The sequence below is a fragment of the Chitinophaga sp. NPDC101104 genome, from assembly GCF_050277495.1.
In the GTDB taxonomy this organism is placed as follows: domain Bacteria; phylum Bacteroidota; class Bacteroidia; order Chitinophagales; family Chitinophagaceae; genus Chitinophaga.
Genome location: NZ_JBNNSF010000003.1, coordinates 111,980 through 138,704, shown reverse-complemented (window position 1 = coordinate 138,704; position 26,725 = coordinate 111,980). Strand labels below are relative to the sequence as shown.

At 54.6% G+C, this 26,725-nt stretch carries 23 protein-coding genes; 7 read left to right on the top strand and 16 right to left on the bottom strand.

The features are described from left to right. Window positions 1–103 precede the first annotated feature (103 nt). Both ACQKLP_RS22415 and rsmA read right to left on the bottom strand, forming a co-directional pair. On the bottom strand, window positions 104–1,030 hold the full coding sequence (locus ACQKLP_RS22415) for an NAD(P)-dependent oxidoreductase (RefSeq protein ID WP_427325205.1): 927 nt from the start codon (window positions 1,028–1,030) through the stop codon (window positions 104–106). Beyond that, entirely contained in the window at window positions 1,027–1,779 is a 753-nt protein-coding gene (gene rsmA / locus ACQKLP_RS22410) for a 16S rRNA (adenine(1518)-N(6)/adenine(1519)-N(6))-dimethyltransferase RsmA (protein ID WP_427325204.1), read from the bottom strand. Before rsmA ends, ACQKLP_RS22415 begins: the two co-directional genes overlap by 4 nt. A gap of 102 nt (window positions 1,780–1,881) precedes the next feature. On the opposite strand from rsmA, the gene pdxA reads away from it, so the two are divergent. Then, window positions 1,882–2,961, top strand: a complete 1,080-nt coding sequence (gene pdxA, locus ACQKLP_RS22405; RefSeq protein ID WP_427325203.1) for a 4-hydroxythreonine-4-phosphate dehydrogenase PdxA — start codon at window positions 1,882–1,884, stop codon at window positions 2,959–2,961. On the opposite strand, the gene ACQKLP_RS22400 is transcribed toward pdxA, so the two are convergent. From ACQKLP_RS22400 to ACQKLP_RS22345, 12 genes are all read right to left on the bottom strand, one after another. After that, entirely contained in the window at window positions 2,962–3,807 is an 846-nt protein-coding gene (locus ACQKLP_RS22400) for a class I SAM-dependent methyltransferase (RefSeq protein ID WP_427325202.1), read from the bottom strand. Between the two features lie 85 nt (window positions 3,808–3,892). Further along, the gene (locus ACQKLP_RS22395; protein WP_341841653.1) at window positions 3,893–4,189 is read right to left on the bottom strand and encodes a transcriptional regulator; all 297 of its coding nucleotides are present in this window, start codon (window positions 4,187–4,189) and stop codon (window positions 3,893–3,895) included. 71 nt (window positions 4,190–4,260) lie between these two features. Further along, window positions 4,261–4,896 carry a hypothetical protein gene (locus ACQKLP_RS22390; RefSeq protein ID WP_427325200.1) on the bottom strand — a complete coding sequence of 212 codons (636 nt, stop codon included), beginning with the start codon at window positions 4,894–4,896 and terminating at the stop codon, window positions 4,261–4,263. 28 nt (window positions 4,897–4,924) lie between these two features. Then, window positions 4,925–7,078: a TonB-dependent receptor gene (locus ACQKLP_RS22385; RefSeq protein ID WP_427325199.1), complete on the bottom strand. Its 2,154-nt coding sequence runs from the start codon at window positions 7,076–7,078 to the stop codon at window positions 4,925–4,927. A gap of 364 nt (window positions 7,079–7,442) precedes the next feature. Beyond that, entirely contained in the window at window positions 7,443–9,020 is a 1,578-nt protein-coding gene (gene atpA / locus ACQKLP_RS22380; protein ID WP_427325198.1) for a F0F1 ATP synthase subunit alpha, read from the bottom strand. Between the two features lie 89 nt (window positions 9,021–9,109). After that, a complete protein-coding gene (gene atpH, locus ACQKLP_RS22375) occupies window positions 9,110–9,670 on the bottom strand; it encodes an ATP synthase F1 subunit delta (RefSeq protein ID WP_427325197.1) in 561 nt (186 codons plus the stop codon). 23 nt (window positions 9,671–9,693) lie between these two features. After that, the gene (gene atpF / locus ACQKLP_RS22370; protein ID WP_240646548.1) at window positions 9,694–10,176 is read right to left on the bottom strand and encodes a F0F1 ATP synthase subunit B; all 483 of its coding nucleotides are present in this window, start codon (window positions 10,174–10,176) and stop codon (window positions 9,694–9,696) included. A gap of 103 nt (window positions 10,177–10,279) precedes the next feature. Then, window positions 10,280–10,540 (bottom strand): ATP synthase F0 subunit C, encoded by a 261-nt coding sequence (atpE, locus tag ACQKLP_RS22365; protein ID WP_126244254.1) that lies wholly within the window; start codon window positions 10,538–10,540, stop codon window positions 10,280–10,282. A gap of 39 nt (window positions 10,541–10,579) precedes the next feature. Then, entirely contained in the window at window positions 10,580–11,701 is a 1,122-nt protein-coding gene (gene atpB / locus ACQKLP_RS22360; protein WP_427325196.1) for a F0F1 ATP synthase subunit A, read from the bottom strand. 213 nt (window positions 11,702–11,914) lie between these two features. Further along, entirely contained in the window at window positions 11,915–15,499 is a 3,585-nt protein-coding gene (locus ACQKLP_RS22355; RefSeq protein WP_427325195.1) for a DUF3857 domain-containing protein, read from the bottom strand. A 236-nt stretch (window positions 15,500–15,735) separates the two neighbouring features. Next, the gene (locus tag ACQKLP_RS22350) at window positions 15,736–17,502 is read right to left on the bottom strand and encodes an ABC transporter ATP-binding protein (RefSeq protein ID WP_427325194.1); all 1,767 of its coding nucleotides are present in this window, start codon (window positions 17,500–17,502) and stop codon (window positions 15,736–15,738) included. Window positions 17,503–17,566: 64 nt separating this feature from the next. Further along, complete coding sequence (locus ACQKLP_RS22345; RefSeq protein WP_427325193.1) at window positions 17,567–19,753, bottom strand: hypothetical protein; 2,187 nt, start codon at window positions 19,751–19,753, stop codon at window positions 17,567–17,569. 347 nt (window positions 19,754–20,100) lie between these two features. On the opposite strand from ACQKLP_RS22345, the gene ACQKLP_RS22340 reads away from it, so the two are divergent. The 6 genes from ACQKLP_RS22340 to ACQKLP_RS22315 all read left to right on the top strand — a co-directional run bounded on the left by ACQKLP_RS22340 (window position 20,101) and on the right by ACQKLP_RS22315 (window position 23,867). Then, window positions 20,101–20,790: a response regulator transcription factor gene (locus ACQKLP_RS22340; RefSeq protein WP_126244259.1), complete on the top strand. Its 690-nt coding sequence runs from the start codon at window positions 20,101–20,103 to the stop codon at window positions 20,788–20,790. 135 nt (window positions 20,791–20,925) lie between these two features. Further along, a complete protein-coding gene (locus ACQKLP_RS22335) occupies window positions 20,926–21,984 on the top strand; it encodes a sensor histidine kinase (protein WP_427325192.1) in 1,059 nt (352 codons plus the stop codon). Window positions 21,985–22,037: 53 nt separating this feature from the next. Next, window positions 22,038–22,433, top strand: coding sequence for a hypothetical protein (locus tag ACQKLP_RS22330; RefSeq protein ID WP_427325191.1), 396 nt, complete (start codon window positions 22,038–22,040; stop codon window positions 22,431–22,433). 116 nt (window positions 22,434–22,549) lie between these two features. After that, window positions 22,550–22,945, top strand: coding sequence for a hypothetical protein (locus ACQKLP_RS22325; protein ID WP_427325190.1), 396 nt, complete (start codon window positions 22,550–22,552; stop codon window positions 22,943–22,945). A gap of 113 nt (window positions 22,946–23,058) precedes the next feature. Continuing rightward, complete coding sequence (locus ACQKLP_RS22320) at window positions 23,059–23,478, top strand: hypothetical protein (protein ID WP_427325189.1); 420 nt, start codon at window positions 23,059–23,061, stop codon at window positions 23,476–23,478. Next, window positions 23,475–23,867 carry a hypothetical protein gene (locus ACQKLP_RS22315; protein WP_427325188.1) on the top strand — a complete coding sequence of 131 codons (393 nt, stop codon included), beginning with the start codon at window positions 23,475–23,477 and terminating at the stop codon, window positions 23,865–23,867. Before ACQKLP_RS22320 ends, ACQKLP_RS22315 begins: the two co-directional genes overlap by 4 nt. Here ACQKLP_RS22315 and ACQKLP_RS22310 read toward each other — a convergent pair whose 3' ends face one another. Both ACQKLP_RS22310 and ACQKLP_RS22305 read right to left on the bottom strand, forming a co-directional pair. After that, window positions 23,868–25,196 carry a porin gene (locus ACQKLP_RS22310; RefSeq protein WP_427325187.1) on the bottom strand — a complete coding sequence of 443 codons (1,329 nt, stop codon included), beginning with the start codon at window positions 25,194–25,196 and terminating at the stop codon, window positions 23,868–23,870. Between the two features lie 99 nt (window positions 25,197–25,295). Next, window positions 25,296–26,699 carry a hypothetical protein gene (locus tag ACQKLP_RS22305; protein WP_427325186.1) on the bottom strand — a complete coding sequence of 468 codons (1,404 nt, stop codon included), beginning with the start codon at window positions 26,697–26,699 and terminating at the stop codon, window positions 25,296–25,298. Window positions 26,700–26,725: the final 26 nt, after the last annotated feature.

Below are 26,725 nucleotides of genomic sequence, written 5' to 3'. Positions count from 1 at the left end.
AGACGTCAATCCGGTATCAGTATTGCAAATATAACTTTTTTTCGTTCGGAACCCTCCCCGCTATCAAATATTAAAATGCTTAATATGGAGGGTTTCCCATATGCTACAAGGCCAGTTTTTCCAGCACCACTTTCGCCATTTTGATGCTCGCTTCATGGCTGTAGCCGGCGATATGCGGGGTCAGCACCGCCCGCGGGTGCGCCAGCAGGAACCGGAACTCCGCCTGCTCCGTTTCGCTGAACGTGTCCAGCTTTTCGTTCTCCAGCACGTCGAGCGCCGCGCCGGCGAGGGCGCCGTTTTCCAGGGCTTTCACCACGTCGGCCGTTTTCACGACTTTCCCGCGGGAAGTATTGAGCAGGTATACGGGTTTGTGGAAAGATTGGAAGAAGGACATGTTCCCCAGGTGCCGGGTTTCTTCCGTAAGCGGCAGGTGCAGGCTCACGATGTCTGCCTCCCGGAAAATGGCTTCCAGCGAAGCTTCCTGCACGAATTCGTCGCCGAAACCGCTTTTGTATTTATCGTAAGCGAGGATTTTCATGTCGAACCCGCGGAGCCTTTTCGCGAAGGCGCCGCCGGTATGGCCGTAACCAATGATGCCGACGGTTTTGCCGCCCAGTTCCCAGGCCCGGTTGCCGTCGCGCTCCCAAATGCCGTTGCGCAGCTCGAGATTGCTTTTCAAAAGATTATGCATGAGCATGACCAGCATGCCCACGGCCTGCTCGCCCACGGTATCGCGGTTGCCTTCGGGGCTGCTCGCCAGCCGGATGCCTTTCTCCGCGGCGTATGCCGTATCGATCAGCTCCATCCCCGATCCCAGACGCCCGATCCATTCCAGCTGCGTGGCCCGGTCGAGCATGGCCTTGTCCACCTTGATCCTCGTGGTCACGATCAGCCCGGAAGCCGCATGGATGGAAGCCGCCAGCTCGTCGTAGGTGATAGAAGGCCGGTAGTCGACCGTAAAGCCCTTCTCCTGTAATGCATTGATCAGATATTCGTGTACTTTGGCCGTGATGATTACTTGCTTGCTCATATCATGTGTTCGGTGAGGGCTACGAAATCAGCTACAGTCAGCTCTTCCGCGCGTTTCGTAAATATAGGTTCCTGTAAATATTCTTTTTTGAACAGTCCTTTCAGTGGGTTGCGCAACTGCTTGCGGCGCTGGCCGAAGGCGGTTTTTACCAGGAGGGTGAATTTCTTCCAGTTCTTCACCTCGTACGGCGTTTCGAGCCGCGTGCAGCGGATGACGCCGGATTTCACTTTCGGCGGCGGGTTGAAGCAGTTTTCGTGCACATCGAACAGGTATTCGATCTTGTACTCCGCCTGCAGCAATACGCTGAGGATACCGTATTCCTTGTTCCCATGCCCCGCAGCGATGCGCTGCGCCACTTCTTTCTGGAACATGCCTACCACCAGGGGCACCTGCTCCTTCCAGTCCAGCACGCGGAACATGATCTGGGTGGAGATATTGTAGGGGAAATTGCCGATGATGGCGAACGGCCCGGTGAAGGGGGCCGCCATTTCCAGGAAGCTTTCGTTGATGAGCTTGCCCTGGATGGCAGGGAATGTTTTTTCGAGGTACTGGACTTTTTCGGTATCGAGTTCCACGGCTTTGAAGCTGATTTCCGGGAGCTCCAGCAGGTATTTGGTGATGGCGCCGGCGCCCGGGCCCACTTCCAGCAGCTGCATTCCCGGCGTAACGGGCAATGCCTCCACGATCTTGCGGCACATGTTCTCGTCTTTGAGGAAATGTTGGCCTAATGACTTTTTCAGCGTATACATGGAACAGAATAAGCTGCAAATTTAAGGAATCCCCGGCAGTTTGCCCCCGGGGGCCTATCTGTCAACTTTAACACGTATATTTGTTGGATATTTCGTTTACTCATGAGCTCAGCAAACGCACATACGCACCGCCCCGTCATCGGGATCTCTGCAGGAGACCTGAACAGCATCGGCCTGGAGGTCATCATCAAGACTTTTGCCGACAGCCGGATGCTTGAATTGTGCACCCCCGTGGTTTTCGCTTCCAACAAAGCGATCAATTTCTACCGAAAACTGCTCAACGAGAACAATTTCAATTACCAGAGCATCAAGGATTTCAGCAAGCTGAACCCCAAGCAGGTGAGCGTTTTCAACTGCTGGGAGGAAGAAGTCCAGATCACGCCCGGCGTTCTGAACGAAACCGGCGGCAAATACGCGGCCCGCTCCCTCGCGGTAGCCGTGGAAAGCCTCAAGGCCAGGCAGATCGAAGGCCTGGTGACCGCTCCCATCCATAAAAAGAACATCCAGTCGAAGGATTTCGACTTCACCGGCCATACCCCCTACCTCCGCAACGCCTTTAACAGCAAGGATGTCCTCATGTTCATGACGGCAGACAATATGCGCGTGGGCCTGCTCACCGAGCACGTTCCCGTTTCGGAAGTCGCCAAATACGTGACCAAGGAAAACATCCTCTCCAAGATCGCCATGATGAAAGACAGCCTCGTGCGCGATTTCGGGATCGACAATCCGCGCATCGCCGTACTGGGCCTCAATCCGCATGCGGGAGACGAAGGCCTGATCGGCAACGAGGAAATCCAGCAGATCGCCCCGGCCATCCGCGAAGCCAAGCAGCGCGGTACTTTAACCTTCGGCCCCTACAGCGCAGACGCCTTCTTCGCCCGCGAAATGTACACGAAGTTCGACGGCGTGCTGGCCATGTATCACGACCAGGGCCTCATCCCCTTCAAATCCCTCGCCAGCGGCGAAGGCATCAACTACACCGCCGGCCTCCCCATCGTACGTACCTCGCCCGATCACGGCACCGCCTTCGATATCGCAGGTAAAAACGTGGCAGACGAAGCATCGTTCCGGCAAGCCGTGTTTTCCTGCCTCGACATCATCGCCCAGCGCAAGGAATACGCGGAAAACACCCGCAATCCCCTGAAGAAAACGGAGATCGCTTCAGAAAGAGGCGCCGTATAATCAGAGGTAAAACGCGATCATCTCCATAAATCCTTCCCCGTCTTCGTAGAACAGCTCATTGCGGCCGTTCAGCTTGAATTCTATGTCCTGCAGCGAGTCTACGCCCGCTACATCCCCGTGCAGCAGTTCCACCAGCCGGAAAATCTCCCTGCGCTCATATTGGTACATTTTTCCCCCGATAAAATGTTGCATCCGCGCCATCAGATCACGCATCACCGGCCTTTCGGCCACCGGCACTTTATGCTCGGGCAACAGGTAGTCCATGAGCACCACGTTCGTCTTGTTCGGCGTCCGGAAAGCCTGCATGGTGTTGAGGAACAGTTCGTCGGGAATGTAATGGATGATGCCCTCGAAGATGACGAGGGCGGGCTGTTCGGTAGAATACCCCGCATCCCGGAGTTTATCCAGCAGATGCAGGGTATCCGTTATATCCGCCTGAATGAAATGCAGGGCAGGTTCGCCCGGCAGCAGCCGGGCATACAGCGAGGATTTCACGGGCATATGCACCGCGTCCACTTCATAAATCCGGCTGATGGCCTGGCGGTGGTGTTCCAGCAACCAAAGCGATATCGGGTCGAGGCCGGCGCCGAGAATACAAACCTGGACGGGCTTGCCGTCTTGCAGATACGTTTCCAGCAAATGGCGGATAAATCGCTTGCGGTACAATACCACCGTGGAGAAATGCGGCCAGGCGCCCTGGATCCCGGAAGAGAGCTCCCGTACGTCACCGAAATCGAGCAGGTCATAGTATTGACCGGCGATACCGGAGTCGTACAAAGACCGGGATTGCAGCAAAACGAGCGCAGAAGTGGGCGCCACTTTCAGTTTGTGATCCAGCAGTTCCATCGCGTGCCTTTTAAGGTTTCTAAACCGCCCCGGGCGGACGTTAAAGATACCAAGCAACGCTGCACCGGCCCGTCAGTCGCAAATTTCAGGACTTCCCGCCGGTATGGAAATAGGATTTGATGGAGCGAATGTAATTCTCGAAAGCCGCCGATCCTTTTTCGGTGACGCGGCAAATGGTTTGGGGGTAATTATCCTTGAACTGTTTCGTGACTTCGATGTATTCCGCTTCCTTCAGCTTGTTGATCTGCACGCTGAGATTCCCCGCCGTGGCGTTGGTCAACTCCTTCAGTACGGTAAATTCCGCTTCTTTCTCCCGCATCAGCACCGACATCACTGCCAGCCGCAACTGCGAGTGCAAAACCGGGTCCAGTTCTTTAAACACGTTTCACGATTGTTTGGATTACAAAAATTTACGGGCGGAATATGCGCTTCCGCCCGTAAAGTATAAAAAAATCAAGGCATTTTCAGTAACTCCTTCGTATACATTTCGCCCCAGCGCGGCGCGATGTCGCTTTCCGGTTTGAAAGCCGTGAATTTCTGCAATGCAACGTTGAGCAGTTCTTTCCCTTTCGATTTGCTGCCGCCAAAAGCTTCGGGCGTGAACATGAGGTTTTGGCCCTGGAGCAAATACACGCGCGGGTTTTCGGGATTCTGCGCCTTCGCTTTTTCCAGCAGCTCGGCAGATTCCGTGCCGAATTTGGCGCCCCGCGTCATGGGGTCTACCGCGATGCGGGAAACGGCGATGAGCGACAGCAGGCACGACAATTCGGAATCCTCACCTTTCAATGCCACGGCTTTTTCGGCCAGCATTGCCGCTTTGTCGGAAATAGGGTCCACTTTGGTTTTGTCCTGCGTCATGAATGCCTCGTTCACCAGGCAATAAGCGGCATAATAATACGGCAGCCATTGGGTTTGCTCCGCGTTCGCAATGCGCTCGAAGGTGTTGCTGAGGGCATTGAGCGACGCGGGGTTGAAGGTGCTGGCACTGTCCAGCAGACTCACCTGTTGCTTCATGGCGGCCTGGTAACGGTCTTGCGCATTGGCCGTAGCAACGGCGAAGAACAGTAAATAGGCGAGAATGGATTTCATATTAGAATATTGAGGGTTGATGATGAAATTATTGACGGTCGATCATTTCCTGCCGGCGGTCGATACCGAAGCTCATGAACATCCCCAGGTAAAAAAACCTCGGCGCCATGGGCCCTATCATGCTCCTGCGCATTTTGTCCGACGAATAGCGCCAGCCGTATTGCTGTTCGTTCCCGATTACGTTAGACATGGTGAACACGAATACCGTGAACGCCTTGCCGACGGTGGTCAGGTAGTTGACGTTGATGCCGAGCGTGTTGAGGTTGCGCGTGCGGTCGGTCATGAACTCGCTTTGCGGGCGGTTCGGATTGTAATACGGCCGTCCAGTCGCAAAGGTGTAGGTGGCGCCCAGGTTGAGCATCCAGTCGGGGATGAAATGTTTGTACACCAAAGTTGCCGTATGTTCCGCCGCGAAATCGGGCTGCACTTCGTACGGGAAGTTCAGGTGGTCGCGCTTTGTATCGAGCCAGGAGTAGGAAATCCAGTAGTCGGCGTTTTTGATGAGTTTTTTATCGCGCCAGAAAAGCTCCGCTCCTTTCGCATATCCTTTACCGTTATTGTTGTAGGAAGGAACGGTTTTGATCAGATCGTGATATTGTTTGTAGAATACTTCCGTCCTGAACACGCGGAATTGGGAAATGTGCTGATAGCTGGCGATGTAGTGCGTGGCGCGCATGTAGCCGAGGTTATGATCGAAGCGGAGGTACTGTGGCTCGGGCTTCTGGTAAAACTCGCCGTAGGCCAGGGCCACCTGGCTTTTGGCGTCGAGTTTATAGGCGAGCGATGCACGCGGCGCGATGTTGGGGGAACGCAGCAGCGATGAATATTCGTACCGGGTGCCGAGGCGGCCCACGAACCGCGGCGTGATGTATACGTCCGCTTCTGCGAAAGACGCGGTATAGCTGTCTGTGAAATCGGCTTCGAGGTTATTGAATTTCGAAGCTTCCGTTCCGTATTGATATTCGCTGCCGAGGCGGAGTACGGAGAATTTACCGAGGTTTTTCGACAGCACGGCCCGGAACTGCGAGAGGTCTTGCCGGGTTTTTATGCGCGTGGGCTCCGGTTGCTTGCCGAGCGTATCCATGGTGATGCGGTCGCGGTTGGTGCTGTAGGAAGTGCCGAGTTGGATCTTCCAGCCGTTGCCCAGGCTTTCTTTCCAGGAAACGTTGGTGTAGACGAACTGGTTGTTGAGGCGGAATTCTTCCTTCGATCCGGGATACTCCAGGCTTTCGCCTTTAAATCCGAACCGGCCCACGGTACCCATGACGAAGATTTTCAGCATGCCGTTCTTCGAGGTTTTGATGCGGTAGTTGCCGGAAGCGTTCAGGTATTCGGGCGCCACCACGGGCTCCTGCTTTTGCTTCATGATCTTGAAGTAAGGCCAGAGATTGGTGTAGTCCATTTCGAAGCCGTAGCCTTTCTTTTTGTCTTTCGACAGTTTGTCGATGCCGACAGACGGCCCTACAGACCCGAGGCCCACAGAATAGGAGGAGCGTTCCGGCAGGTCGATGGATTCGAGGACGAGCGCGGAGCTGAGGCCCTGGCCGTATTGCGCGGAATAGCCGCCGCTGCTGAAGGTGGTGCCTTTGAAGAGGAACGGCGAGAACCGGCCGCGCGCTGCAAAGTCGGGCATACCGCTGGAGAAGGGATTGCGGACGAGCATGCCGTCTATGAAGGTTTGTGTTTCGTACCCGGTGCCCCCGCGCACGAAGAGGCCTTCCTTCTCGCCTACCTGTTGTGCGCCGGGCAGGGTTTTGAGCGCGCTCACGATGTCGGCGTTGGCGCCGGCGGTGGTCACGATATCGAGGGGTTTTAGGACGGTGTTCTTCTTTTCGTCGCTGGCTTCGAAGCTGCCGGCCGAAATGGTGACCATTTTCAGTTCGTTCACGGTTTCTTTCAGGACGAGCAGCAGGGGTGCGCTGGAGGAAAGGTCCGTTTTTACTTCGATGGAAGCGAAGCCGGCGAGTGTGGCGGTGATGAGGCGTTCGCCCTTTTCGGAAGTGGTGAAGGAGAAGCTGCCGTCTTTGGCGGACGTGGCGCCGTCGTAGCTCCCGACCAGGGAGATGTTCACGCCTGCCAGGGGTTTCTTGCGGGCGTCGGTCACTTTACCGGTGACAACGGTCTGCGCCTGCATAGCCAGGGGGAACAAGAGGCAAACCAGGGGAAGGAATAGCTTGTACATATAAGGTTAGGTCAGAATGATGGACCAAAACTAATTCAGTTTGTTTTATAAACCAAACTATTTTTCAAATTATATTACATGTTAAAACATATATCTGCCGGGCAGAACGGGGAAGATGAAGGGAGTGACACAACGGCGGCCGGGTTGTTGTTCCTGCCGCCGGCCGCCCATGATACAACAACTTCCCTATTCGCCAGTGCCGGCAATCCTGCGCCTGGCGAATAGGGCTGCAGCGCCTTTTCATCTCCGCGCGGCAAAATTACCGGGTGGTTTTCACATACTTAAATCGGCTGATTGGCAGGGATGTGGCATAAAAAAAGCCCTCCGCAAGCGGAGGGCTTTTAAAAACTATATGCTCGATGGCTTAGGCGAAGCGGGGCTTCAGCTCGTCGGCCAGTGCAACCATTTTCTTGATGCCTTCTTCGGGCAGGTTACCTTTCTTGAATTCGCCGAGCACTTCGGGCAGGCGAACTTCCATTTCGTGCAGGAAGGCGTCCTGGAAAGCGGCTACGTTCTTCACGGGCACTTCGCGGAGCAGGCCGTTGGTACCGAGGTAGATGATCGCAACCTGTTTCTCCACGGAGAACGGGCTGAACTGCGGTTGTTTCAGGATTTCCACGTTACGGGCACCTTTGTCCAGAACGGATTTGGTAGCCGCATCGAGGTCACCGCCGAATTTGGAGAAGGCTTCCATTTCGCGGTACATCGCCTGGTCGAGTTTCAGGGTACCGGATACTTTCTTCATCGACTTGATCTGGGCGTTACCACCTACGCGGGATACGGAGATACCTACGTTGATCGCAGGACGGATACCGGCGTTGAACAGGTTGTTCTCGAGGAAGATCTGTCCGTCGGTGATGGAGATCACGTTCGTGGGGATGTATGCGGATACGTCACCAGCCTGCGTTTCGATGATCGGCAGAGCGGTCAGGGAACCACCGCCTTTCACGAGGTGCTTGATAGACTCGGGGAGGTCGTTCATCTGCTTGGCGATATCGTCTTTCGCGATCACTTTCGCGGCGCGTTCGAGGAGACGGCTGTGCAGGTAGAATACGTCACCGGGGTACGCTTCACGTCCGGGGGGACGGCGGAGCAGCAGGGACACCTCACGGTAAGCTACGGCTTGTTTGGACAGGTCATCGTAAATGATCAGCGCCGGGCGGCCGGTGTCGCGGAAGAATTCACCGATGGCTGCGCCAGCGAACGGAGCGTAGAACTGGAGGGGGGCCGGATCGGCAGCGGAAGCTGCAACGATGGTGGTGTAGGCCATGGCGCCGCTTTCCTGCAGCGTTTTCATCACACCGGCAACGGTGGATGCTTTCTGCCCGATGGCTACGTATATGCAATACACGGGTTTGCCCGCGTCGAAAAATTCTTTCTGATTGATGATGGCGTCGATGCAGATGGCGGTTTTACCGGTCTGGCGGTCACCGATCACCAGCTCACGCTGGCCGCGGCCGATGGGGATCATGGCGTCGATCGCCTTGATACCGGTTTGCATAGGTTCCTTTACCGGTTCGCGGTAGATTACACCGGGAGCTTTACGTTCCAGGGGCATTTCGTACAGTTCGCCGGAGATGGGTCCTTTACCGTCGATCGGTTCGCCGAGGGTGTTCACCACGCGGCCAACGAGGCCTTCGCCCACTTTGATGGAGGCGATCTGGCCGGTGCGGCGAACGGTGTCACCTTCTTTGATAGCGGTGGATTCACCCATCAGTACCACACCTACGTTGTCTTCTTCCAGGTTCAGCGCGATTGCTTTTACGCCGTTCTCGAATTCCACGAGCTCACCGGAGCGAACGTTGTTCAGGCCATATACACGGGCGATACCGTCACCCACCTGCAGTACCGTGCCTACTTCTTCCAGTTCCGCGGAAGCGTTGAAGTTGCTCAGTTGCTGGCGAAGTATCGCCGAAATTTCATCTGGTTTAATATCAACCATCGTTATGATTTTTTAAAGAGTCGTTAAGGTTTGTTGTTATAACGACAACAGCTTTGCGGTTACGCAGCGGCTGCTGTTAAATTGCTTGGTTAGCGGATTTCGGAAACGTAAATGTTCTTGAGGAACTGTTTCTTGATATCCTTCAGGTCGCGCAGTACGGAAGCGTCGAACAGTTCGTTGCCGGTTTCGAGGACGAAGCCGCCGATCAGTTCGGGGTTTACTGCTGTTTCCAGTTCTACTTTGCGGCCGGCGGAGGTTTCCACCTTGTCGCGGATGAGGTTCAGCAGCTGCGCGTCGAGCGGAGCGGCGGAAGTCAGTTTCACGCGAACGATGCCTTTGAGGGCATTGTACTGCTTTTCGAACTCCCCGGCGATCTCGGCCAGCACGCTTTCGCGGCCTTTGAGCGTTACCAGGCGGATGAACGCGGAAGTGATGCCGCTGATCTTACCGTCGAGGATGGCGCCCATGATCTTGATCTTCTTATCGGCCTTGATGATGGGGCTGCGGAGCAGCGCAACCACGTCGGCATTGCTGCGGGTGATGGACTGGAGCAGGAGCATGTCGCCATGCACGGCTTCCAGTTCGTTCTTGGCCACCGCCAGGTCGATCAGCGATTTCGCATACCTGTTTGCTAAACGGGGATTCTGCATATTCTTTTATTCAGCCGTTTTAATTAGTTCAGTTTGATTTCGCCGGCCAGTTGCTTGATGTAAGCTTCCTGGTTGGTTTTGTCGGACAGCTCTTTGCGCAGCACTTTTTCCGCTACTTCGATCACGAGGGTGCCTACCTGGTTTTTAACGTCGGTGAGGGCGGCCATTTTCTGGTTCTCGATGGCTACGGAAGCTTCCGCGATGATTTTTTTGGCTTCGGCCTGTGCTTGTTCCTTGGCTTCGCGAATGATCTGCTCTTTGGCGTCTTTCGCTTCTTTCAGGATAGCGCTGCGTTCGGCTTTTGCTTCGGCCAGCACATGTTCGTGCTCGGCTTTCATTTGCGCCATTTCCTCTTTCACGCGCTCAGCGGTGGCGATGGAGTCGGAGATGGAATCTTCCCTTTCTTTCAGAACTGCCAGGATAGGCTTCCAGGCAAATTTCACGAGGATCCACAGAACGATCAGGAAAATGATGAAAGAGATGGTGAATAAGCCTAATTGAGGCATCAACAAATCCATATATAATTATTTATGCGTTGAGATTGTTCGGAAAATTGAATTTACTGCATCTTTTGCCCTTTGCGCCAGATGCAGTAAAAAGTTTCTGCGATTACAGTACTACCGCCAGCAGACCCGCGATAACGCCGAACAGGGCAACACCCTCTACCAGCGCCGCAGCCAGGATCATGTTAGCACGGATGTCGTTCGCAGCTTCGGGCTGACGAGCGATGGATTCCAGCGCGCTCTTACCGATGTTACCTACACCGATACCAGCTGCGATAGCAGCAATACCAGCACCAACAGCACCACCAGCTTTAGCCAGGCCAGAAGCGGATTCAGCAGCCTGCATCATTACAGTTAAAAGTTCCATGATGAAATGTGTATTTGAATTTTAGATTAAACGATGTTATTAATGGTGATGACCGCCCTGGTGTTCCATGGCCTGACCGATGAATACAGCGGTAAGGTTGGCAAAGATGAACGCCTGGATGAAAGCCACCAGCAGTTCCAGCATCATCATCACGATGTTGAACACGATCGTAATGGGCAGGAAGCCGTAACCGGCAACTTTATTCAGCGAACCGAATATGAACACGAGGGAGATAATGCTCAGGATGATGATGTGACCCGCCAGGATGTTGGCGAAAAGCCGGATCATGAGGGAAACCGGTTTGGTGAACACACCGATCAGCTCCACCGGCGCCAGGATCACTTTCACTCCGCCCGGTACGGGAGGGTTGAAGATATGCGCCCAGAAGTGACGGTTCGTAGCCGCCATCATCGCGATGAAGGAAATCAGCGCCAGCGCCGCCGTTACCGCGATGTTACCGGTTACGTTGGCAGAACCCGGCAGCAGGCCCAGCAGGTTGTTGATGAGGATAAAGAAGAAGATGGTCAGGATGAAAGGAACGTACTTTTCACCTTTCGCGCCCGGGATGTTGGGGCGAACCACTTCATCGCGCATAAAAATGATCACCGGCTCAATGAGGCTCTGGAAGCCTTTCGGCGCCTGGCGGTGGCCACGTACGCGGTAAGCCTTGGCCACGTTGAGCATCAGCACCACCAGGAGCACCGCTGCAAAGAGCATGGACGCAATGTTCTTGGTGATGGACCAGTCGTAAATCTTCTGGCCGGTCGGATTGTCGTTCGCATCCACCTCGATGATGCTGCCTTCTGGATACTGGGCGGCGGTCAGGTGGTGAGACTCGAGGTAATGCGCATCCACCAGGCGGTACCCGTCGTACGCGTCATGCCCGTGGTGGAACCTGGAGGAAGAAAACATCGAAACGCCACGCACCGGGTTATAAATAATAACCGGCAGCGGAGCCGTCAGGTGAAAATCGCCCACGTCCAGCAAGTGCCAGTCGTGCGCATCCTTCACGTGCCCGAGGATGACTTCCTTCGCATTAAAACCTTTCTTTTCTTCATGGCCGTCTGATGCTTGGGCCGTGGTAATTGTGCCGGAAACGGTGATGAAAAACACCGTTATCAGGGCTACCAGCTTATATTTGAACCGATTCAAGGAAAACACAGTTTTCTGAAATTTTGTGCAAAGGTAACCGATTTTATATTAAATAGTATGAGGCATCAAAAAAACTGACGAGGATCATATCCACACACCCCTGTACTCCCAACCCGTTCATTATCAATCCTAAAAAAGGAAAGGGCACCCCGGCCCGGGGTGCCCTCCTACTTCTTTGCGTACCGCTTGATGGTATTTTACCACCACACAGGCACAGTATCGTTATTTGAAGGAAATGTATTTCTGCTCCTTCTCCACGATCTTATTAAAAAAAGACTTCATACCTGCAAAGGCGGCCGGCGCTATTTCCGCCCCGGTATCCGCCTGGAACGTCCGCGTCACCTTCAAACGCCCCGGCGCCACTTTCTCATAAGCGATCCCGTACCGCATCCCCTGGAACTGTTCTTCCATATTCCCCGGCACCTGGTCAAACACTTTCCCCTCCGGCAACTCGATCGTCAACTCCGTCACATATTTATCGGTATTCTCGTAAGACCAATACTGGAAAGGGTATTTCCGTTCTTCATCGGTAAAAATATTCTGCGTGGCCACCGCTTCCATGAACGCCGGGCGCAGCATGCTGAAATCCCCCACGTTCACCACCTCGTTCTTAACCACGAAGTCGCAGCTCCAATGCACCGTATCCGAATCGCTTTCCAGGTTCCGGAACGCATATTTGCCCAGTTCAACATGGTTCTTGAAACCATAGCCCACGTGCTCCCGGACGGTTTCGCGCTCCTCATCGGGCGCCTTGTGCAGGTAGCGCTCGCGGAAAATAGCGGCCAGGTTGCCGGTAGCTTCGCAGCTGGTATTCACCTGCACATCGGTCGATTGGATCTTCACATGCACCTTCCGGGTAAGCGTGGTATTTGATTTGCCACCGGAGACGGATTGCAGCGCCGCGGGCTGTTTTTCGTATTTATAAGGCACGCTCAGCATCTGCGCCATTTTCACCGTTTGCGGCAGGGTGCCGAAAGGCAGGTAACGGTCGGTCAGTTCCAGGAAATTATCCTTCCCGTCTGCCTGGTACTGCACGATGCAATGGTTGAATTCCATGCTGGGCAACGAAATACCTTTCGTACCGTTGTTGCGCGTATTCACCAGCACCAGGTTCGCGGGCAGCTCGGCCTTATGCGCGAAGGCGAGGAAAAGGGCGCTCATGTCCTTACAATCGCCCAGGCGGGTGGCCAGCGTTTTCCCTGCGCGCTGGGGCACGTAGGCGCCCTGGCGGAACGAGACGGAGCTATAACCGATGTTCCCCTCAATGTATTGATAGATCCTCCGGGCCTTTTCCGTAGCCGAAAGCCCGGCAGCGCCCTTCGGGAACACTTCGCTGTAAGCCATGTTCAGATCGTAATCTTCGCGGCTTTGCATGCGGGTGATGTCGCTGTACCATTCGCTGATATCGTTCCAGGATTTCACGGTGCTCACGGTCAACACTTCCCCGAAGTCGCCCAGCGAAGGCATATACGGCTCGGATTTGAAGGCGGGCACGTTACTGCGCTCCCAGGTGTAGAGCTTGAACTCGTCTGCCTGCCTGATGTCTGGCTTGAACCCTGGATTGTTGCGCAGGTTGTATTGCAGCGGCACGCCTTCCGCACAGAGCACGCTGTAGCGGGCGTATTTGGTTGGCACATTGGCGGAGAAATAAAAATCGTCCCAGAATTCGCGACCCATGCGGCCGATGCCATAGCTGTTCACTTTATAGTGATAGAAAATCGCATCGCCCGGCTCCAGCTTCGCATATACCACCTGGTTCTGGTACGTTTCAGCGGGGATCTTGCTGCCGTTGGCTTTCACCACTTCGGCTTTCAGGATCGTCATATTATCGTACACGCTGTTATAGGGCAGGCTTAACTCCTTCCAGCTTTCGATACCGCTGTTGTTGCGCACGTATACCGCGGTTTTCACTTCGCGCTCGCTGGCGCCGTCGGCATACAATACCACATTCTTCTCGTCGAAAATATAGCTGGAAGCATAGGCGGTATCCGCCGGTTTCTTCAATGCTTCCTGGATGCGGGCGTAATGGTCGCCGCCGGCGAAATAGGTGAACACGTCCTTCTTCCCTTCCAGGGTACGGATCTGGCGGCGGTAATTATCCATTCCCGCATGCAGGGCCAGCGCTTTCCTGAAGTATTCCAGCGCCTTGTCCGTTTTATTCTGCTGCAGATAGCTATAGGCGATATCTCCGGCCGCTTTATGGTAGTACGGAGAGTTGCTGCGCAGTTTTTCCAGGTACGTGATGGCGGAATCGTACTGCTGGCGCGAGAAATAATAGCTGGAGATCTTTTCGTAGGGGTCCATGGAATACCCCGCAAAATCGAACATCTTCCGGTAGATGGCTTCTCCTTTTTCCAGGTCGCCCCTGCTCATGTAAGACTTTATCAAACGGTTGTACAGCTCTTCGTTGTAATTGTCTGCCAGGTACTTTTCCATCATTTCGATGGCCAGATCGGGCTTGCGGTCCATTTCGGAAGCCTTGTAGCAAAGCATGGACAGGATCTGCACTTCGTCCGGGAACGCTTTGTGGCCCTCTTCGAGCAGGAGGAACATGCTGTCCAGCTTTTCCTGGTAAGCGATGGCCGTTATACGCTTCACCATGGTACTGGCGGTTTTCCGGCCGATGATCTTATCCATTTTATCGATCATCGCCACTGCCCCGGTATAATCTTTTTCTTCCAGCAGCCGGTCCACTTCCAGGTTCATGATCCAGTAGTTGCCTGGCAGCATCGTTTTCAGCTTTTCCAGCAATTCGCGCAGTTCGGTGGTGTTGTGGCCCCCGTTCAGGTTAATGTAATACTGGAGCAGCAGCAACCCGCAATCCGGGTACTTTTTCAGGACGGGCTGCAGCACGGCTTTTGCCTTATCGTATTCCGCGTTGCGGGCGTAAACGCAACCCAGGAGCAGGGGGTTGACGAGGTCGGCGGGCTTTTTGGCGATCAGGTCTTTGAAATATGCTTCCGCGAAATGGGGAATGAGCTTCACCGGCGCGGCGGACGCGTCTTTCCGGTAATCCTTCGGCTCGCTGACGCTCTTCAATCCCGCTACCGGATTGAAATTATCGTCGGTAAACCTTACGAGGAAGTTCGACCGGGCGCCTGCACCCGTATAGCCGAGCTGTACCAGCACGCGGTTATAGCCTTTGTTAAGCTTGCAGCGCACTTTCCAGTAATCGAGCTCCGTCACTTTTTCTTCCGGTTCGCCAATGAGCTGGCGGTCGTTCAGCCAAAGCTTGAAAGCGCCGCTGCCGCCGAGGCAGAGGATCACTTCCTGGTCGGCCGGCGATTCCACGAAAGTCTGCATATACCCGATCCCGCTGGCGGCATTGAAGTACATGAAGGGAAGCACCCATCCCTGCTGGCTTTCGACGGCAGGGGTGAACCAGTCGATGGTGGTATTGTTGTACGCATTAAACCCTTTGCCTTTCGCTACTTCGGTGATGGGGCCGTAGGGCTTGTCGAACCCGCTGCCGTTGATATTATCGAATACGCCCACGTACTGCCAGTTGAGGATGCTTCCCATTTTGGGATAGAGCTGGCTGGCGAGGGCGGTTTTGTTGCTGAACACATAATGCGCGCTTTTAAAATAGTTCGCGGCGGCGCGCATGGAACCGTTGAAGGCAGGGTTTTCCAGCACATAGTCGACATTGGCGAGCCGAACGGCGTCTTTCTTGCCGTAGCTGCCCAGCACCCCGTCATTGAACCAAAGGGCGTACCAGTAAGGATTGGGATCGCTGAACCGGCGGGCAGGATTGTTGTGCTTTGAAATGATGTCTTCACCGAAACCTTCGTTGTTTTCCAGCAACATCAGGGTGGCGAGCGCGCTATTGCGGCTTTCGCTTTGGTTGACGGCCTTTTGCAGGAGGGCTTTCGCTTTCGCGAAGTCGTTCTTCAGGATCGCCTCCCAGGCTTTTTCATAATCTCCGGCGTATGCGGCCGCGGGCGCCAGGGCCCAAAACAGGCAGCTAACAAACAGCCATGCAATTTTTTTCTCATGGTACAGGGTATGGGATTTAAAAACTGGGGTAAAGATAACTAAAATTGTCAGGCTGTATTCGCAGATGCCTGAAACTGCATCATATAGAGCTTGTGGTAGTACCCTCCGAGCTTCAGCAGTTCCTCGTGGGTCCCCGCCTCCCGGATCTCGCCTTTGTCGAGCACGATGATCTGGTCGGCCTTGCTGATCGTGCTCAGCCGGTGGGCGATCACGATGGCCGTTCTCCCGGCGATCAGTTTATCGATCGCTTGCTGGATGAGCATTTCCGACTCGGTGTCTACCGACGATGTGGCTTCGTCGAGGATCAGCACCGCCGGGTCGTACAGCAATGCGCGGATGAACGAAATGAGCTGGCGCTGCCCCAGCGAAAGGGTGCTGCCGCGCTCCATCACCGGGTAATCGTACCCGCCGGGCAGCTGCATGATGAAATCGTGCATCCCGATGAGCCGGGCCGCCCCTTCCACCTGCTCGCGGCTGATATGGGGGTTCCGCAACGTAATATTTTCGAAGATCGACCCGGAAAACAGAAACACGTCCTGCAACACCACCCCTATCCGGCTGCGCAGCTCCGCCAGTTTGTAATCTTCCAGCTTCACCCCGTCGATCGATATCGTTCCTTTCTGGATTTCGTACAGCCGGTTGAGAATGCTGATGATGGTGGTTTTCCCGCTGCCGGTATGCCCCACCAACGCGATCGTCTGCCCGGTTTTGGCGTGGAAACTGACGTCTTTGAGCACGTACCGGTCGTCTTTATACGCAAACCACACATGATCGAATTTGATATCGCCTTTCATATTGGCCGCCGAATGCGTACCGTTGTCGGGCATGTACTCTTCGCTGTCCAGCACCTTGAACACCCGTTCACTGGCTACCATCCCCATTTGCAGGGTATTGAACTTGTCGGCCAGGATACGGAGCGGGCGGAACAGCATGTTCAAATACATGATGAACGCGATCATCACGCCCTGCGTCACTTCATAGTTCAGTACCATGTTGGCGCCCCACCACACCATGAGCCCCAGCGAAATGGCGAGTATGATTTCCACCACCGGGAAAAACACGGAATAGGCGAAAATGGCGTCGATATTGGCTTTGCGGTGATCTTTATTGATGACGCGGAACTTCCCGAACTCGCGGTTCTCCGCCGAAAATGCCTGCACCACCGTCATGCCGGTAATATGCTCCTGCACGAACGCGTTGAGCGCCGCCACGGCATTGCGCACCCGATGGAACGATTTGTTCACCGCCTCCTTGAACCAGTACGTCGCCAGGATCAGCACGGGGAACGGGCTCAGGCTCACGAGCGTCAGCCGCCAGTCTTCGGCGAACATCACGCCCAGGATCGCCAGGATCATGAGCACATCTGCCACGATGGAAATAATCCCTTCCGAAAAAATATCGTTGATCGCCTCGATGTCGTTGATGGTGCGCGTAGTGAGCGTGCCGATGGGCGTACGGTCGAAGAACCCCAGGTTCAGCCGCACCACTTTCCGGTACACGGCCACACGCAGGTCCTTGATCACGGACTGCCCCAGCCAGTTGGTGATGTAGCTGAAGAAAAAGCGGACCGCCGTTTCCACGATCAAAATCCCGATCTGCACGAAAGTGATGATCATCAGCATCTGCGCCCACTGGTTCGTGATGTACTTATCGACCGTTTGCTGGATGAGCCAGGGCCTCACCGGAGAGATGAGCGCCAGCAGCACCGTCAGGAACATCGACAGGTAAAAATAGCGCCGGTAGGGCCTTGCAAAGGAAAAAACGCGGTTCAGCAGACTGACATCGAAAACCTTTTTGGTCTTGTCTTTATTCATCTCTGTAAAAGTAAACGGTAATTCCCAAAACGCAAAAAAGGGAGCCAGGCTCCCTTTTTCACAATCAGTTTTCGTCTTTCATCACCTGCCGGTAGGCCTTGATGAAGATGGCCCCGAGGTTTTTATGCGGCGGAACGTAGTCGTCGAACAGCGCCTTGTTGGCCCCCTCTCCCGCGAACTTGCGGCTGAGGCCGGCCCACATCTGCACCCAGTCTACATTCTTGCCGGCGCGCACCACGTCTTCCAGGCTGCGGATGATGGGCTCGTTCACCCAGCGGGTACCCACCTGTTTAGAGGAAATGATGTGCGCTTCGGGCGCTTTTTCCAGGACGGTCGCCAGGTTATGGTAACCGCCGCAGGAACCCAGCACAACGATCCTCGCCGTGCTCTGCAGGTTATCCAGCGTAGTGTTCACATGGTAACTATGGCCGCGGTGGATGAATATGGTGGGGTGGATGTCTTTCTCGTCGAGGTACTCGCCCAGCTTCTCGATCGCCGTTTTATCTTCCGGCTCTTTCAGCGGATTATTGGCGAAAATGGTGGTGGGCTTGCCTTTGGCGGATGTAATGGTCGTCCAGTAAGTATTCTTCGTCACGTTCCACTCCCCTTTCGGGAAATTCCCCATGAAGCTGGCGTAAGAGCTGATCCCGTCCTCATCCCCGTAGAAAAACACCTGCTGGTAAATGCGGCCGCTGTCGCTGGGCAGCGTGGCGAATTCCACGTAATTGATGGGAGGCAGCTGGAGCTTGGAGCTCATGTCAGACGCCCAGGAGCTGTCGCTGCCATGCCCGTCTTCCGTGAAAATGCTGTTGAGGAGGGAGTAAATGGTAACCCCGCGCTTGTCCTGCTTCTGCTGTACGAACGACAGGTTTTTCCGCACCTCTTCGCGGAGGAAGTCCAGCAGTTTGGGATCGCGGATGGAGCCGAAGGAATTGGCCACGTCCACGGCGTCTTCCAGGTCTTCCGTTTTCTCGAGGCTCCGCACGAATTTCACCATGAGGTAGTTGGCGTTTTCGGGGTCCATCGATTTGAGGAAGTTGTCGAGCGTATTGAAACCCGCCGCCATGGCGATGAATTTCTTGAAACGGTCGAAGCTCACGAGCATGAGGAGGCTGTCGCCCCGCGGCGGTTTCATGCGCAGCATCATCTGGTCGTACAGCCCCATTTTGGCAGCATTGGTGTAGCTGGAGGTGTATAATTCTTCCTGTCCGTTGATAATGAGGTAATACAGTTCTTCGGGCGTAAAGTCTTTCACGATGCGGAAGCGGACGGCGTGCCCTTCTTCGTGCAGGTCGTTCACTTCGCGGATATACCGGAGCGATTTCGCCTTCATATTTTCCTGCATGGCCTTGAGGCCCAGTATATTAGCCCCTTCCGCGCGCTTTTTCTGAAGCACGATGGAGGTGTGGACCATGAGGCGGAAATAGGTATCGTCGTTGGCGACTTTGCTTTCCAGTTCGGAAAGGGTGGCGGAGCCGTCGAGCAGTTGGTCGATGAAGGGCAGCAGTTTGGTGGACTGGCTGCTTTTGCCGATGGCGACGATCTGCTGCACGAGGGGGTCCTGGTTGCGGCGGATGGCGCTGGCGGTGGGGGTGTAGGAAGTGGCGTAGGTGAGCACCTGGTTGGGGTACTTTTTAGCCACGGCGGCCACGATGGTGTCTACGACCGGGTAGTCGAGATAAGGGCCTAGTTTGGGCATGATCTCTTCGAGGTTCTTGAACGCGAACTTGGAGAACATTTCCGCACGGGCCTCTTTGTAGCCGGGGTTTTCCTGGAATGCGTCGATCGTTCGCTCGCCGGCTTCGAAGCTCAGCGTCCGCGCGATGGGGTAAATGCTTTTCCCCCTGATGTCTGCCTGCATCATCTGGTGAAACGCCTGCAGCATGGCGGGCGCCTCTTCGGCGTCGATACGGTTATATGCGCGCTTGACGTTGTAATCGCGGAGGGTTTGGTGGAGGCCGGAAAGGTATTTTACTTTCAGGCGATGGTCCAGCGACGTATCCAGCTCAATTTCCTGCTGCATATCGTCTACCAGTTTGGTAAGGGCGCTGGTGACCTGGAGGTTCATGTTTTCGTCGTCGCCGACCTTTACGTAACCGTCCTGCTTGCCGTCCAGCTTGTCGGCGTTTACCTGCTCCTTGTCGATGTTATCATGGAAGCCTTGCCGGTTGATGGGGATCTGAACTTTCTGACCATAGCTCCAACCACTGTACACAATGCCTAAAGATATGATTAGTAATGCTTTTTTCATATTGATGTGTTACTCCTATGCTATACTGCAAATTTACTACCAATTATAGTAGATAAGCAATCCTATCGCAGGCATTCCGAACATTTTATATGCGTTTTATGTTAAATACCTTATCTGCAACCCGGTTTCATGGCGGATCTCCATTTTCCGGGGCATGTATTCTTTTTGATGGGCGGCGGAAAGGTCTGCCGGATTGGCGGGCGATCGGGGCCGAAAAGGGGCAAAAAAGCGTAATTTGCAGGCGGATAAACGATTTCAGACGGCGAAATTAACAATTACATAATGTTATCTTTTCATGAATCGGGAAAGGGCTGATTAATTTTGTGCCGTCTTTAAACACCCAAATTATGTTGATGGAACCAGCAGTAGCAGTAGGAAAAATTCTGGTAGTAGACGATGAGGCGGATATCCTCGAGATCATCAGTTACAACCTGAAAAGCGCGGGTTACGAAACGGTGACGGCAAAAGACGGGCTCGAAGCCATCCAGAAGGCCAAGATCTTCCGTCCGGACCTGATCATGCTGGACATCATGATGCCCAATAAGAACGGGATCGACACCTGCCGCGAGCTGCGCCGGCTGCCGGAGTTCAAAGAGACCATGGTACTGTTCCTCACCGCGCTCAACGATGAAAAGAGCGAGATCGAAGGGCTGAATATGGGGGCAGACGATTACATCGCGAAGCCCATCAAGCCCAGGCTCCTCGTTTCCCGCATCAACGCCCTCTTCCGCCGGCTTAACAAAACGGAAGAACAGCAAATCCACCTGGGAGACCTCATCATCGACCGCGAAAAATTCACCGTCACCTATAAAGGCACCGAAATCATCCTCGCCAAAAAGGAATTCGAGCTCCTCCAGCTCCTCGCCTCCAAACCCGGCCGCGTGTTCCTCCGCAACGAAATCCTCAACCAGGTCTGGGGCACGGAAGTGATCGTGGGAGACCGCACCATCGACGTGCACATCCGCAAAATCCGCCAGAAACTGGGCGTAGACCTCATCACCACCGTAAAAGGCGTAGGCTACAAATTCGAACTGTAATACATTTTCAACCCACCCGAACTTCCCGTATCCGCAACTCTGTGGCCACCGGCACCGTGATTTATGGCATCTACCTCTACAAGTAAAAAATTTAGTTTAATTTCCAGCTATCACAATCTATCCGCTCTCTGGAGTATGCTGAAAGCCAAAAACCTGTCGCCACAGAAACTTGCCGCCTTCACCGCGTTCATCCTCTCGGTCGTAATGGCCCTCGGATGCCTGTTCATCGGCGCCACCCTCAAACAAACGTTCCTCGCGCTCGGCCTCACCTTTATCGTGGCCTACTTCCTCTATTTCTACACCTTGCAGAACTTCATCTACCGTAAGATCAAGCTCATCTACAAGTTCATTTACCAGACGAAAGCCTCCAAGCGCGAAGAATTCTTCAATAAAAACATCCTGCCCCTCAAAACCATCGAGGAAGTCAGCGAAGACGTGGAAAAATGGGCCTCTCAGAAAAAGGAAGAACTGGAAAACCTCCGCCGCAACGAAGCCTTCCGGAAAGAATTCCTCCTCAACCTGTCCCACGAACTGAAAACGCCCATCTTCGCCGTGCAGGGATACATCCATACCTTGCTGGACGGCGCCCTGGAAGACCCCAACGTCAATAAGGACTTCCTCAAGAAAGCGACCAAGAACATCGACCGCCTTTGCCGGCTGATCGACGATCTCGATGAAATCTCCAAGCTCGAAAGCGGGGAAATGACCATCAACAAGGAACAATTCGTTATCCAGGACCTCATCCGCGACGTGTTCGACACCCTTTCCATCAAAGCCCGGCAAAAAGATATCAAGTTCGGGATAAAGAAAGGCTGCGAGGCGCCCGTGCAGGTATATGCCGACAAGGAAAAGATCCGCCAGGTGCTGATCAACCTCATCGAAAACTCGGTGAAATACGGCAAAACGGAAGGACAGACCATCGCCAGCGTATACAATATGGACGGGAAGCGCGCGCTCGTGGAGATTTCCGACAACGGGATCGGCATGGCCGAAGAACACCTCCCCCGCGTATTCGAACGTTTCTACCGGACAGACCGCGCCCGCAGCCGCGACATCGGCGGAACCGGCCTTGGCCTCGCCATCGTAAAGCATATCGTGGAAGCGCACGATCAGACGATCAACGTCCGCAGCAAGGTGGAAGTTGGTTCCACATTCGGGTTTACCCTGGAACTGGGCCGCGAGAACCTGCTGTAACTTTTCAGGCGGAGCCCCGTTTCATGAGAACAACCAAACAAATTACCCCCCTCATGAAACACATGCTTTTGTTTTTGTCGTTCGCGGCAACCATTATTTTTTCTTCCTGCAAAAAGGACAAATCCCCCGACTATGACGGTACCCCCAATGCCATCAGCGGAGAATGGAAAATAGACGCGTCCGCCATGCAGTTCTCTTCAGATGCCATCCTCCCGGAATGGGGATTCGGTACGAATTATAAGTATGAAAGGAAAGGCGGTACGAAATCCGCGCCCCTCAACGAAAAGGGAACGTACACTTTAGGCCCCGGCCCTGCCGACGGCCTGATCCTCACGCTGAAACCCGGCAGTGGCAACAGTTACACCATCAGTGTTTCCGGGCTCACCGCAAAATCGGTCAACTTCAGGGAAACGCCAGACGGGCCTACGTACACCTTCCTCCGAAAATAGCCCGCCACCGCGCTCATTTCGCAGCAAATCCAGCCCAGATGCAGGTTTCCGGGGCCGGGATGTAACTTTCCGGCCCCGGAAGCCGTTTCGCTCATATCAACCAAACAAAACACCCGATGAAACACATGATCTTGTTTTTGTCGCTCGCTGCTTCCGTTGTTCTCCCTTCCTGCAAGAAAGACAAGGCGCCCAATTATGGAGGCGCGCCAAACGCCATCAGCGGCCAATGGGTTCTGGACGCCGGATACATGCAACTCCAGGCCGGTACCATCCTCCCGGAATGGGGTTTCGGCACGGATTACAAATATGAAAAGAAAAGAGGCATGGCATTTGCGTCGGCAACCGAACAAGGAACATATTCATTAACGCCCGGCCCGGCCAACGGCTACACCCTCACCTTAAAGCCCCGAAACGGCAACAGTTACACCGTCACCGTAACCGGGATCACGGCGAAATCCGCCTATCTCAAGGAATCGGCAGATGCCCCTACGTTCATTTATCTCCGCAAATAGGCAGGCTGCGGCCATATCGCAGCAACTATCGCCAGTCAAGTCTTTCCGGGGCCAGGAAGTAACATTCCGGCGCCTAAAGCCGTTTATAAAGCTATCCACCTAATAATTCCCTTATGAAACAGCTTTTCCTCTTCGTCCTGATGGCTGCCGGCATGGCGGCCGCATCCTGCAAAAAAGATAAGAAACCCGCACCGGCACCGGATTACAACGGCACTCCCAACGTAGTGAGCGGCGTCTGGATGCGCGATGTATACACTATCGCCTCTATCGCCCCCGCGTACTACAATTACGGTTTCGGGACGAATTACATCTATGAAAAGGTGACGGGCACGCCCGATGATAAAAAGACAGAAAGGGGAAGTTATACCCTATCGCCGGTAACTGGCAGCCCGGGCGCATATACCATTCAGCTGAAACCCGGCAGCGGCAATGCTTATACGGTCCATGTAACTGAACTTACCGGGTCAAAAGCGGTTTTTGAAGAGTCGCAGCCGCAAACTAAATTCGGATTCGTAAAAATCCCCCGTCAATGAAGTATCCCCTGATCGCCTGTACCCTCCTGGCCACTACCCTCCTCTTTTCCTGTAAGAAAGACAAAGACACCGGCGTGGAGTTCAATGGGACAGCCAACGAAATCTCAGGCGAATGGATGATGAACCCGGCTACCGTTACGGGAGATCCTGCCGGCACCATCGTCCCAAAATACCAGTTCGGCACCAATTCCCGGTACTCGTTCACACAGGGCCTCCATCCCGCGCCCAGGCGGGAAACCGGTAAGTACATGGTGGTCCAGCGCCCGCCCATCGGGTACTACGTGGTGGTGTTCACGCCAGACAATGCCGCGGAATACAACCTGGAATTACATATCCAGTCGCCCACCACGGCCATGTTCGGCGCACGGATGTTCCATCGTGTAAAATGATCAGAAACGGTACTGGATGCGGGTGGTAAACACGTTGTCGGGGATATCGCCCTCGAACCCGTCGATGGAAGTGCCTTCGTTCCAGACGCGGTCGTACCAGATGGTGGCCTTCATGTTTTCGTTGAAGTATAAAACGTACCCGAAACCGAAAGTATCGAAACGGATATCTGCGGGCGTGAGGTATTTGGCGGCCGCATCGCCGATCTGGCGCCCTTTTACGCTGCGGTTGGGGTCGTACCAGTCGTATTTCATCACCAGTTGGTGCCTGGCGCTGCCGAGGTGCTGGAGGAACGAGAAATAGGCGCCGTCGAACGGCCGGATGTACAGGGGCGCGAAGGCACCGGATTTTTCCATAGGGATCGTTCCGGGCGTTTCGGTATCCAGGGCCGTGGAAGTTTGGGTGCCGCGGATGTATTCCGCACGGAACTGCGTGCTGCCGCGCCCTTTGCCGTTGGGGATTACGAATTGCGCATCGGCGCCGAAATACTGCCGGGGGGCGATGGCACCCACATTATTGGCGCTCGAGTCCACGGAAAAATCTTTCTTCCCCCCATCCATCGTATAAATTTTGTTGGTAAACTGCTCCATCCCGCCGTACAGGATGCTGCCGCCGAAGGAAAGCAGCCAGCCGGCCGAATTGACGGGCCGCGGCTTCATGGCCACCCGTGCGATGAGGTCTTTGTGGCTGTCGAAGTCCGACGGGCCGGAGAGGCCTTGCCCGTTGAACAGGCCCACATCCACTTTCAGGAAATGCAAAGGGTGGGATTTGGCGCGCGGCTCGAAGGTAAGCATGCCGCCCATATCGCGTTCGCTGCGCATCAGGATTTGGCTCATCCGCCCCCGCTCGGGCGCCTCGCGGTCGCCGGAGGAAAGGTTCACTTCGTACCCGAAAGGCCGGGCGAACATACCCATCGTGAGCGCCATCACGTCCCACTGGCCATCAAAAAAACGTCCCCAAAAGTCACGGATGTTCACGCCGCGCTCGGTTCCGTCGAACTGGAACACGAACTGTACCGTGGGCAGGTCCCGCTTGTTGAAGTGGGCGTAATCGAACCGTACACGGCCGCGGCGGAGCATGAACCTGTTGTCTGACTGTTTATTGAAATCCCCGCCGGAATAGCTTTCTATGCCTTTATGCGATGCGTACTGGAACTGGGGTTGCATGTACCCGCTGATCCGCAGGTGATCGTACCGTTTATAAATGGAAATCATCCCCTTCCCCAGCTCGGTCGTGGTGTCGATCATATCCATCAGGAACTGGGCCTTCGCTGAAAACGCAGCCGTGCTGAGAAATAATGCCAGGAAACCTGTCCGAACGATTGTGCGCATTGCCTTCATCGCGCAAAAATACGGAACCGGATACAGCAAACAAAACGCCCGGGCGGCTGCCCGGGCGCTGTAGATTATAACGATTCGACAGATGCGTGATTAGTACGCCTGCTGGCCAGGGTTGAAGTTGGTCCAACCTGCGATCCAGTTGTCGGTACCGAAAGCACCGCGGAAAGTCTCGGTTTTGATACCGGTTGCGGCCTGGAAGGTGCCTTTCAGGGGCTCGGAACCGGTTTTGGGCAGGAAGTTGGGGTTAGCAAAGTTGAACGGATCGGTGAGGCCAACCGCGTCTGCGTTAGCTGCTACCACGTTGAACTGGCCGGCGCCGGTCGCCTTGGCGGTCAGGGCGGCGATGCCTTCGTTGATCATGGCGGCGCGGTCTGCGCTGGACAGCGGGTCTGCACCATATTTGTTACCAGTTACCACGCGGGAAGCGGCGGAATCCAGTACGAAAGGTTTAGCAACGGCGAACACGATGTTGTTCTTCCATTTGCTGGTTTCGTTGTTATAGTCGTTGTAAGCAGCGGCAGACTCGATGGAGAAACCGCCTTTCTGGTTGCCGAGGAGGATCGAGTTCACGAAAGTGAAGTTCGTAGCTCTTCTCCAGCGGTTGCCGTAGTTGTGGTTGGCCAGGGTACCAGCGGCGGCGTTGGGGCCGATGATGGTAACGTTGGACAGTACGGGGTGCGTACGGGGAGTTGCGTTGGTACCGTTACCGTCGTTGTCGCACTCAACACCGTTACCGGCGTCTCCGGGGTCAACGAAATCGGGGCGGCGGAGGGCCACAGCGTATTGCAGGGTGCCGGTGTAACCGAAGTCGAAGTCGAAATCGTCGTCAGCAGTTGCGTAAGCCACCAGGTAAGTGGGGCTAACGGTACCGCCGAAGAATTCGAAAGCGTCGTCGTTAGCGAAAGAAGTCATAACGTGATCGATCACCGTGCCGCGGCCTACGCCACCGCAGGTCAGTGCGTTGATTTCGGAGTTGGGCTGGGCAGCGATACCGGCGTATTCGATACGCACATATTTCAGGATACCGGAGTTATCGTTATCGTCGTTCCCACCGTAGTAACGGCCTACACCGCCTTCGATCTGGGGCTCGGTGGTTCGGTTGGTTTTGGCACGGCCGAGGAGGATGATGCCACCCCAATCGCCGGGGTTACGCTGGCCGGCGGGTTTGCCGGAAGTGAAAACGATGGGTTTCTGGGCGGTACCGGTTGCGAAGATTTTAGCGCCGCGCTCGATGATCAGGGCGCCTTTCTCGGTTACGTCGCTTTTGATAACCGTACCTTCCTGAATAGTGAGGGTGGTACCTTCAGGGAAATACACATATCCTTTCAGCGTCCACACCTTATCATTGGTAAGGGTCTTGCTCGATGTCTGCACACCGCTCAGAACGGTTTCTACAACCGGCGTCGGATCGTCGTCGCCGGAGTCGTTGTTACGGCAGGAAGAAAACGTTACCGCAGCACCTAAAGTAAAAGCAAGGAATTTTACAAGTTTCATTCGAACAGATTTTCAGTGATTGAATT

What these genes read in the sequence shown, in the direction of transcription:
- ACQKLP_RS22310 (WP_427325187.1), bottom strand. Translation starts at nt 25,196, where the DNA reads ATGCGCACAATCGTTCGGACAGGTTTCCTGGCATTATTTCTCAGCACG.
- ACQKLP_RS22330 (WP_427325191.1), top strand. Translation starts at nt 22,038, where the DNA reads ATGAAACACATGCTTTTGTTTTTGTCGTTCGCGGCAACCATTATTTTT.
- ACQKLP_RS22390 (WP_427325200.1), bottom strand. Translation starts at nt 4,896, where the DNA reads ATGAAATCCATTCTCGCCTATTTACTGTTCTTCGCCGTTGCTACGGCC.
- ACQKLP_RS22340 (WP_126244259.1), top strand. Translation starts at nt 20,101, where the DNA reads ATGTTGATGGAACCAGCAGTAGCAGTAGGAAAAATTCTGGTAGTAGAC.
- atpF (WP_240646548.1), bottom strand. Translation starts at nt 10,176, where the DNA reads ATGCCTCAATTAGGCTTATTCACCATCTCTTTCATCATTTTCCTGATC.
- pdxA (WP_427325203.1), top strand. Translation starts at nt 1,882, where the DNA reads ATGAGCTCAGCAAACGCACATACGCACCGCCCCGTCATCGGGATCTCT.
- ACQKLP_RS22415 (WP_427325205.1), bottom strand. Translation starts at nt 1,030, where the DNA reads ATGAGCAAGCAAGTAATCATCACGGCCAAAGTACACGAATATCTGATC.
- ACQKLP_RS22335 (WP_427325192.1), top strand. Translation starts at nt 20,926, where the DNA reads ATGCTGAAAGCCAAAAACCTGTCGCCACAGAAACTTGCCGCCTTCACC.
- ACQKLP_RS22350 (WP_427325194.1), bottom strand. Translation starts at nt 17,502, where the DNA reads ATGAATAAAGACAAGACCAAAAAGGTTTTCGATGTCAGTCTGCTGAAC.
- ACQKLP_RS22385 (WP_427325199.1), bottom strand. Translation starts at nt 7,078, where the DNA reads ATGTACAAGCTATTCCTTCCCCTGGTTTGCCTCTTGTTCCCCCTGGCT.
- ACQKLP_RS22345 (WP_427325193.1), bottom strand. Translation starts at nt 19,753, where the DNA reads ATGAAAAAAGCATTACTAATCATATCTTTAGGCATTGTGTACAGTGGT.
- ACQKLP_RS22325 (WP_427325190.1), top strand. Translation starts at nt 22,550, where the DNA reads ATGAAACACATGATCTTGTTTTTGTCGCTCGCTGCTTCCGTTGTTCTC.
- ACQKLP_RS22315 (WP_427325188.1), top strand. Translation starts at nt 23,475, where the DNA reads ATGAAGTATCCCCTGATCGCCTGTACCCTCCTGGCCACTACCCTCCTC.
- ACQKLP_RS22400 (WP_427325202.1), bottom strand. Translation starts at nt 3,807, where the DNA reads ATGGAACTGCTGGATCACAAACTGAAAGTGGCGCCCACTTCTGCGCTC.
- ACQKLP_RS22320 (WP_427325189.1), top strand. Translation starts at nt 23,059, where the DNA reads ATGAAACAGCTTTTCCTCTTCGTCCTGATGGCTGCCGGCATGGCGGCC.
- rsmA (WP_427325204.1), bottom strand. Translation starts at nt 1,779, where the DNA reads ATGTATACGCTGAAAAAGTCATTAGGCCAACATTTCCTCAAAGACGAG.
- atpH (WP_427325197.1), bottom strand. Translation starts at nt 9,670, where the DNA reads ATGCAGAATCCCCGTTTAGCAAACAGGTATGCGAAATCGCTGATCGAC.
- atpE (WP_126244254.1), bottom strand. Translation starts at nt 10,540, where the DNA reads ATGGAACTTTTAACTGTAATGATGCAGGCTGCTGAATCCGCTTCTGGC.
- ACQKLP_RS22355 (WP_427325195.1), bottom strand. Translation starts at nt 15,499, where the DNA reads ATGTTGCTGGAAAACAACGAAGGTTTCGGTGAAGACATCATTTCAAAG.
- ACQKLP_RS22305 (WP_427325186.1), bottom strand. Translation starts at nt 26,699, where the DNA reads ATGAAACTTGTAAAATTCCTTGCTTTTACTTTAGGTGCTGCGGTAACG.
- atpA (WP_427325198.1), bottom strand. Translation starts at nt 9,020, where the DNA reads ATGGTTGATATTAAACCAGATGAAATTTCGGCGATACTTCGCCAGCAA.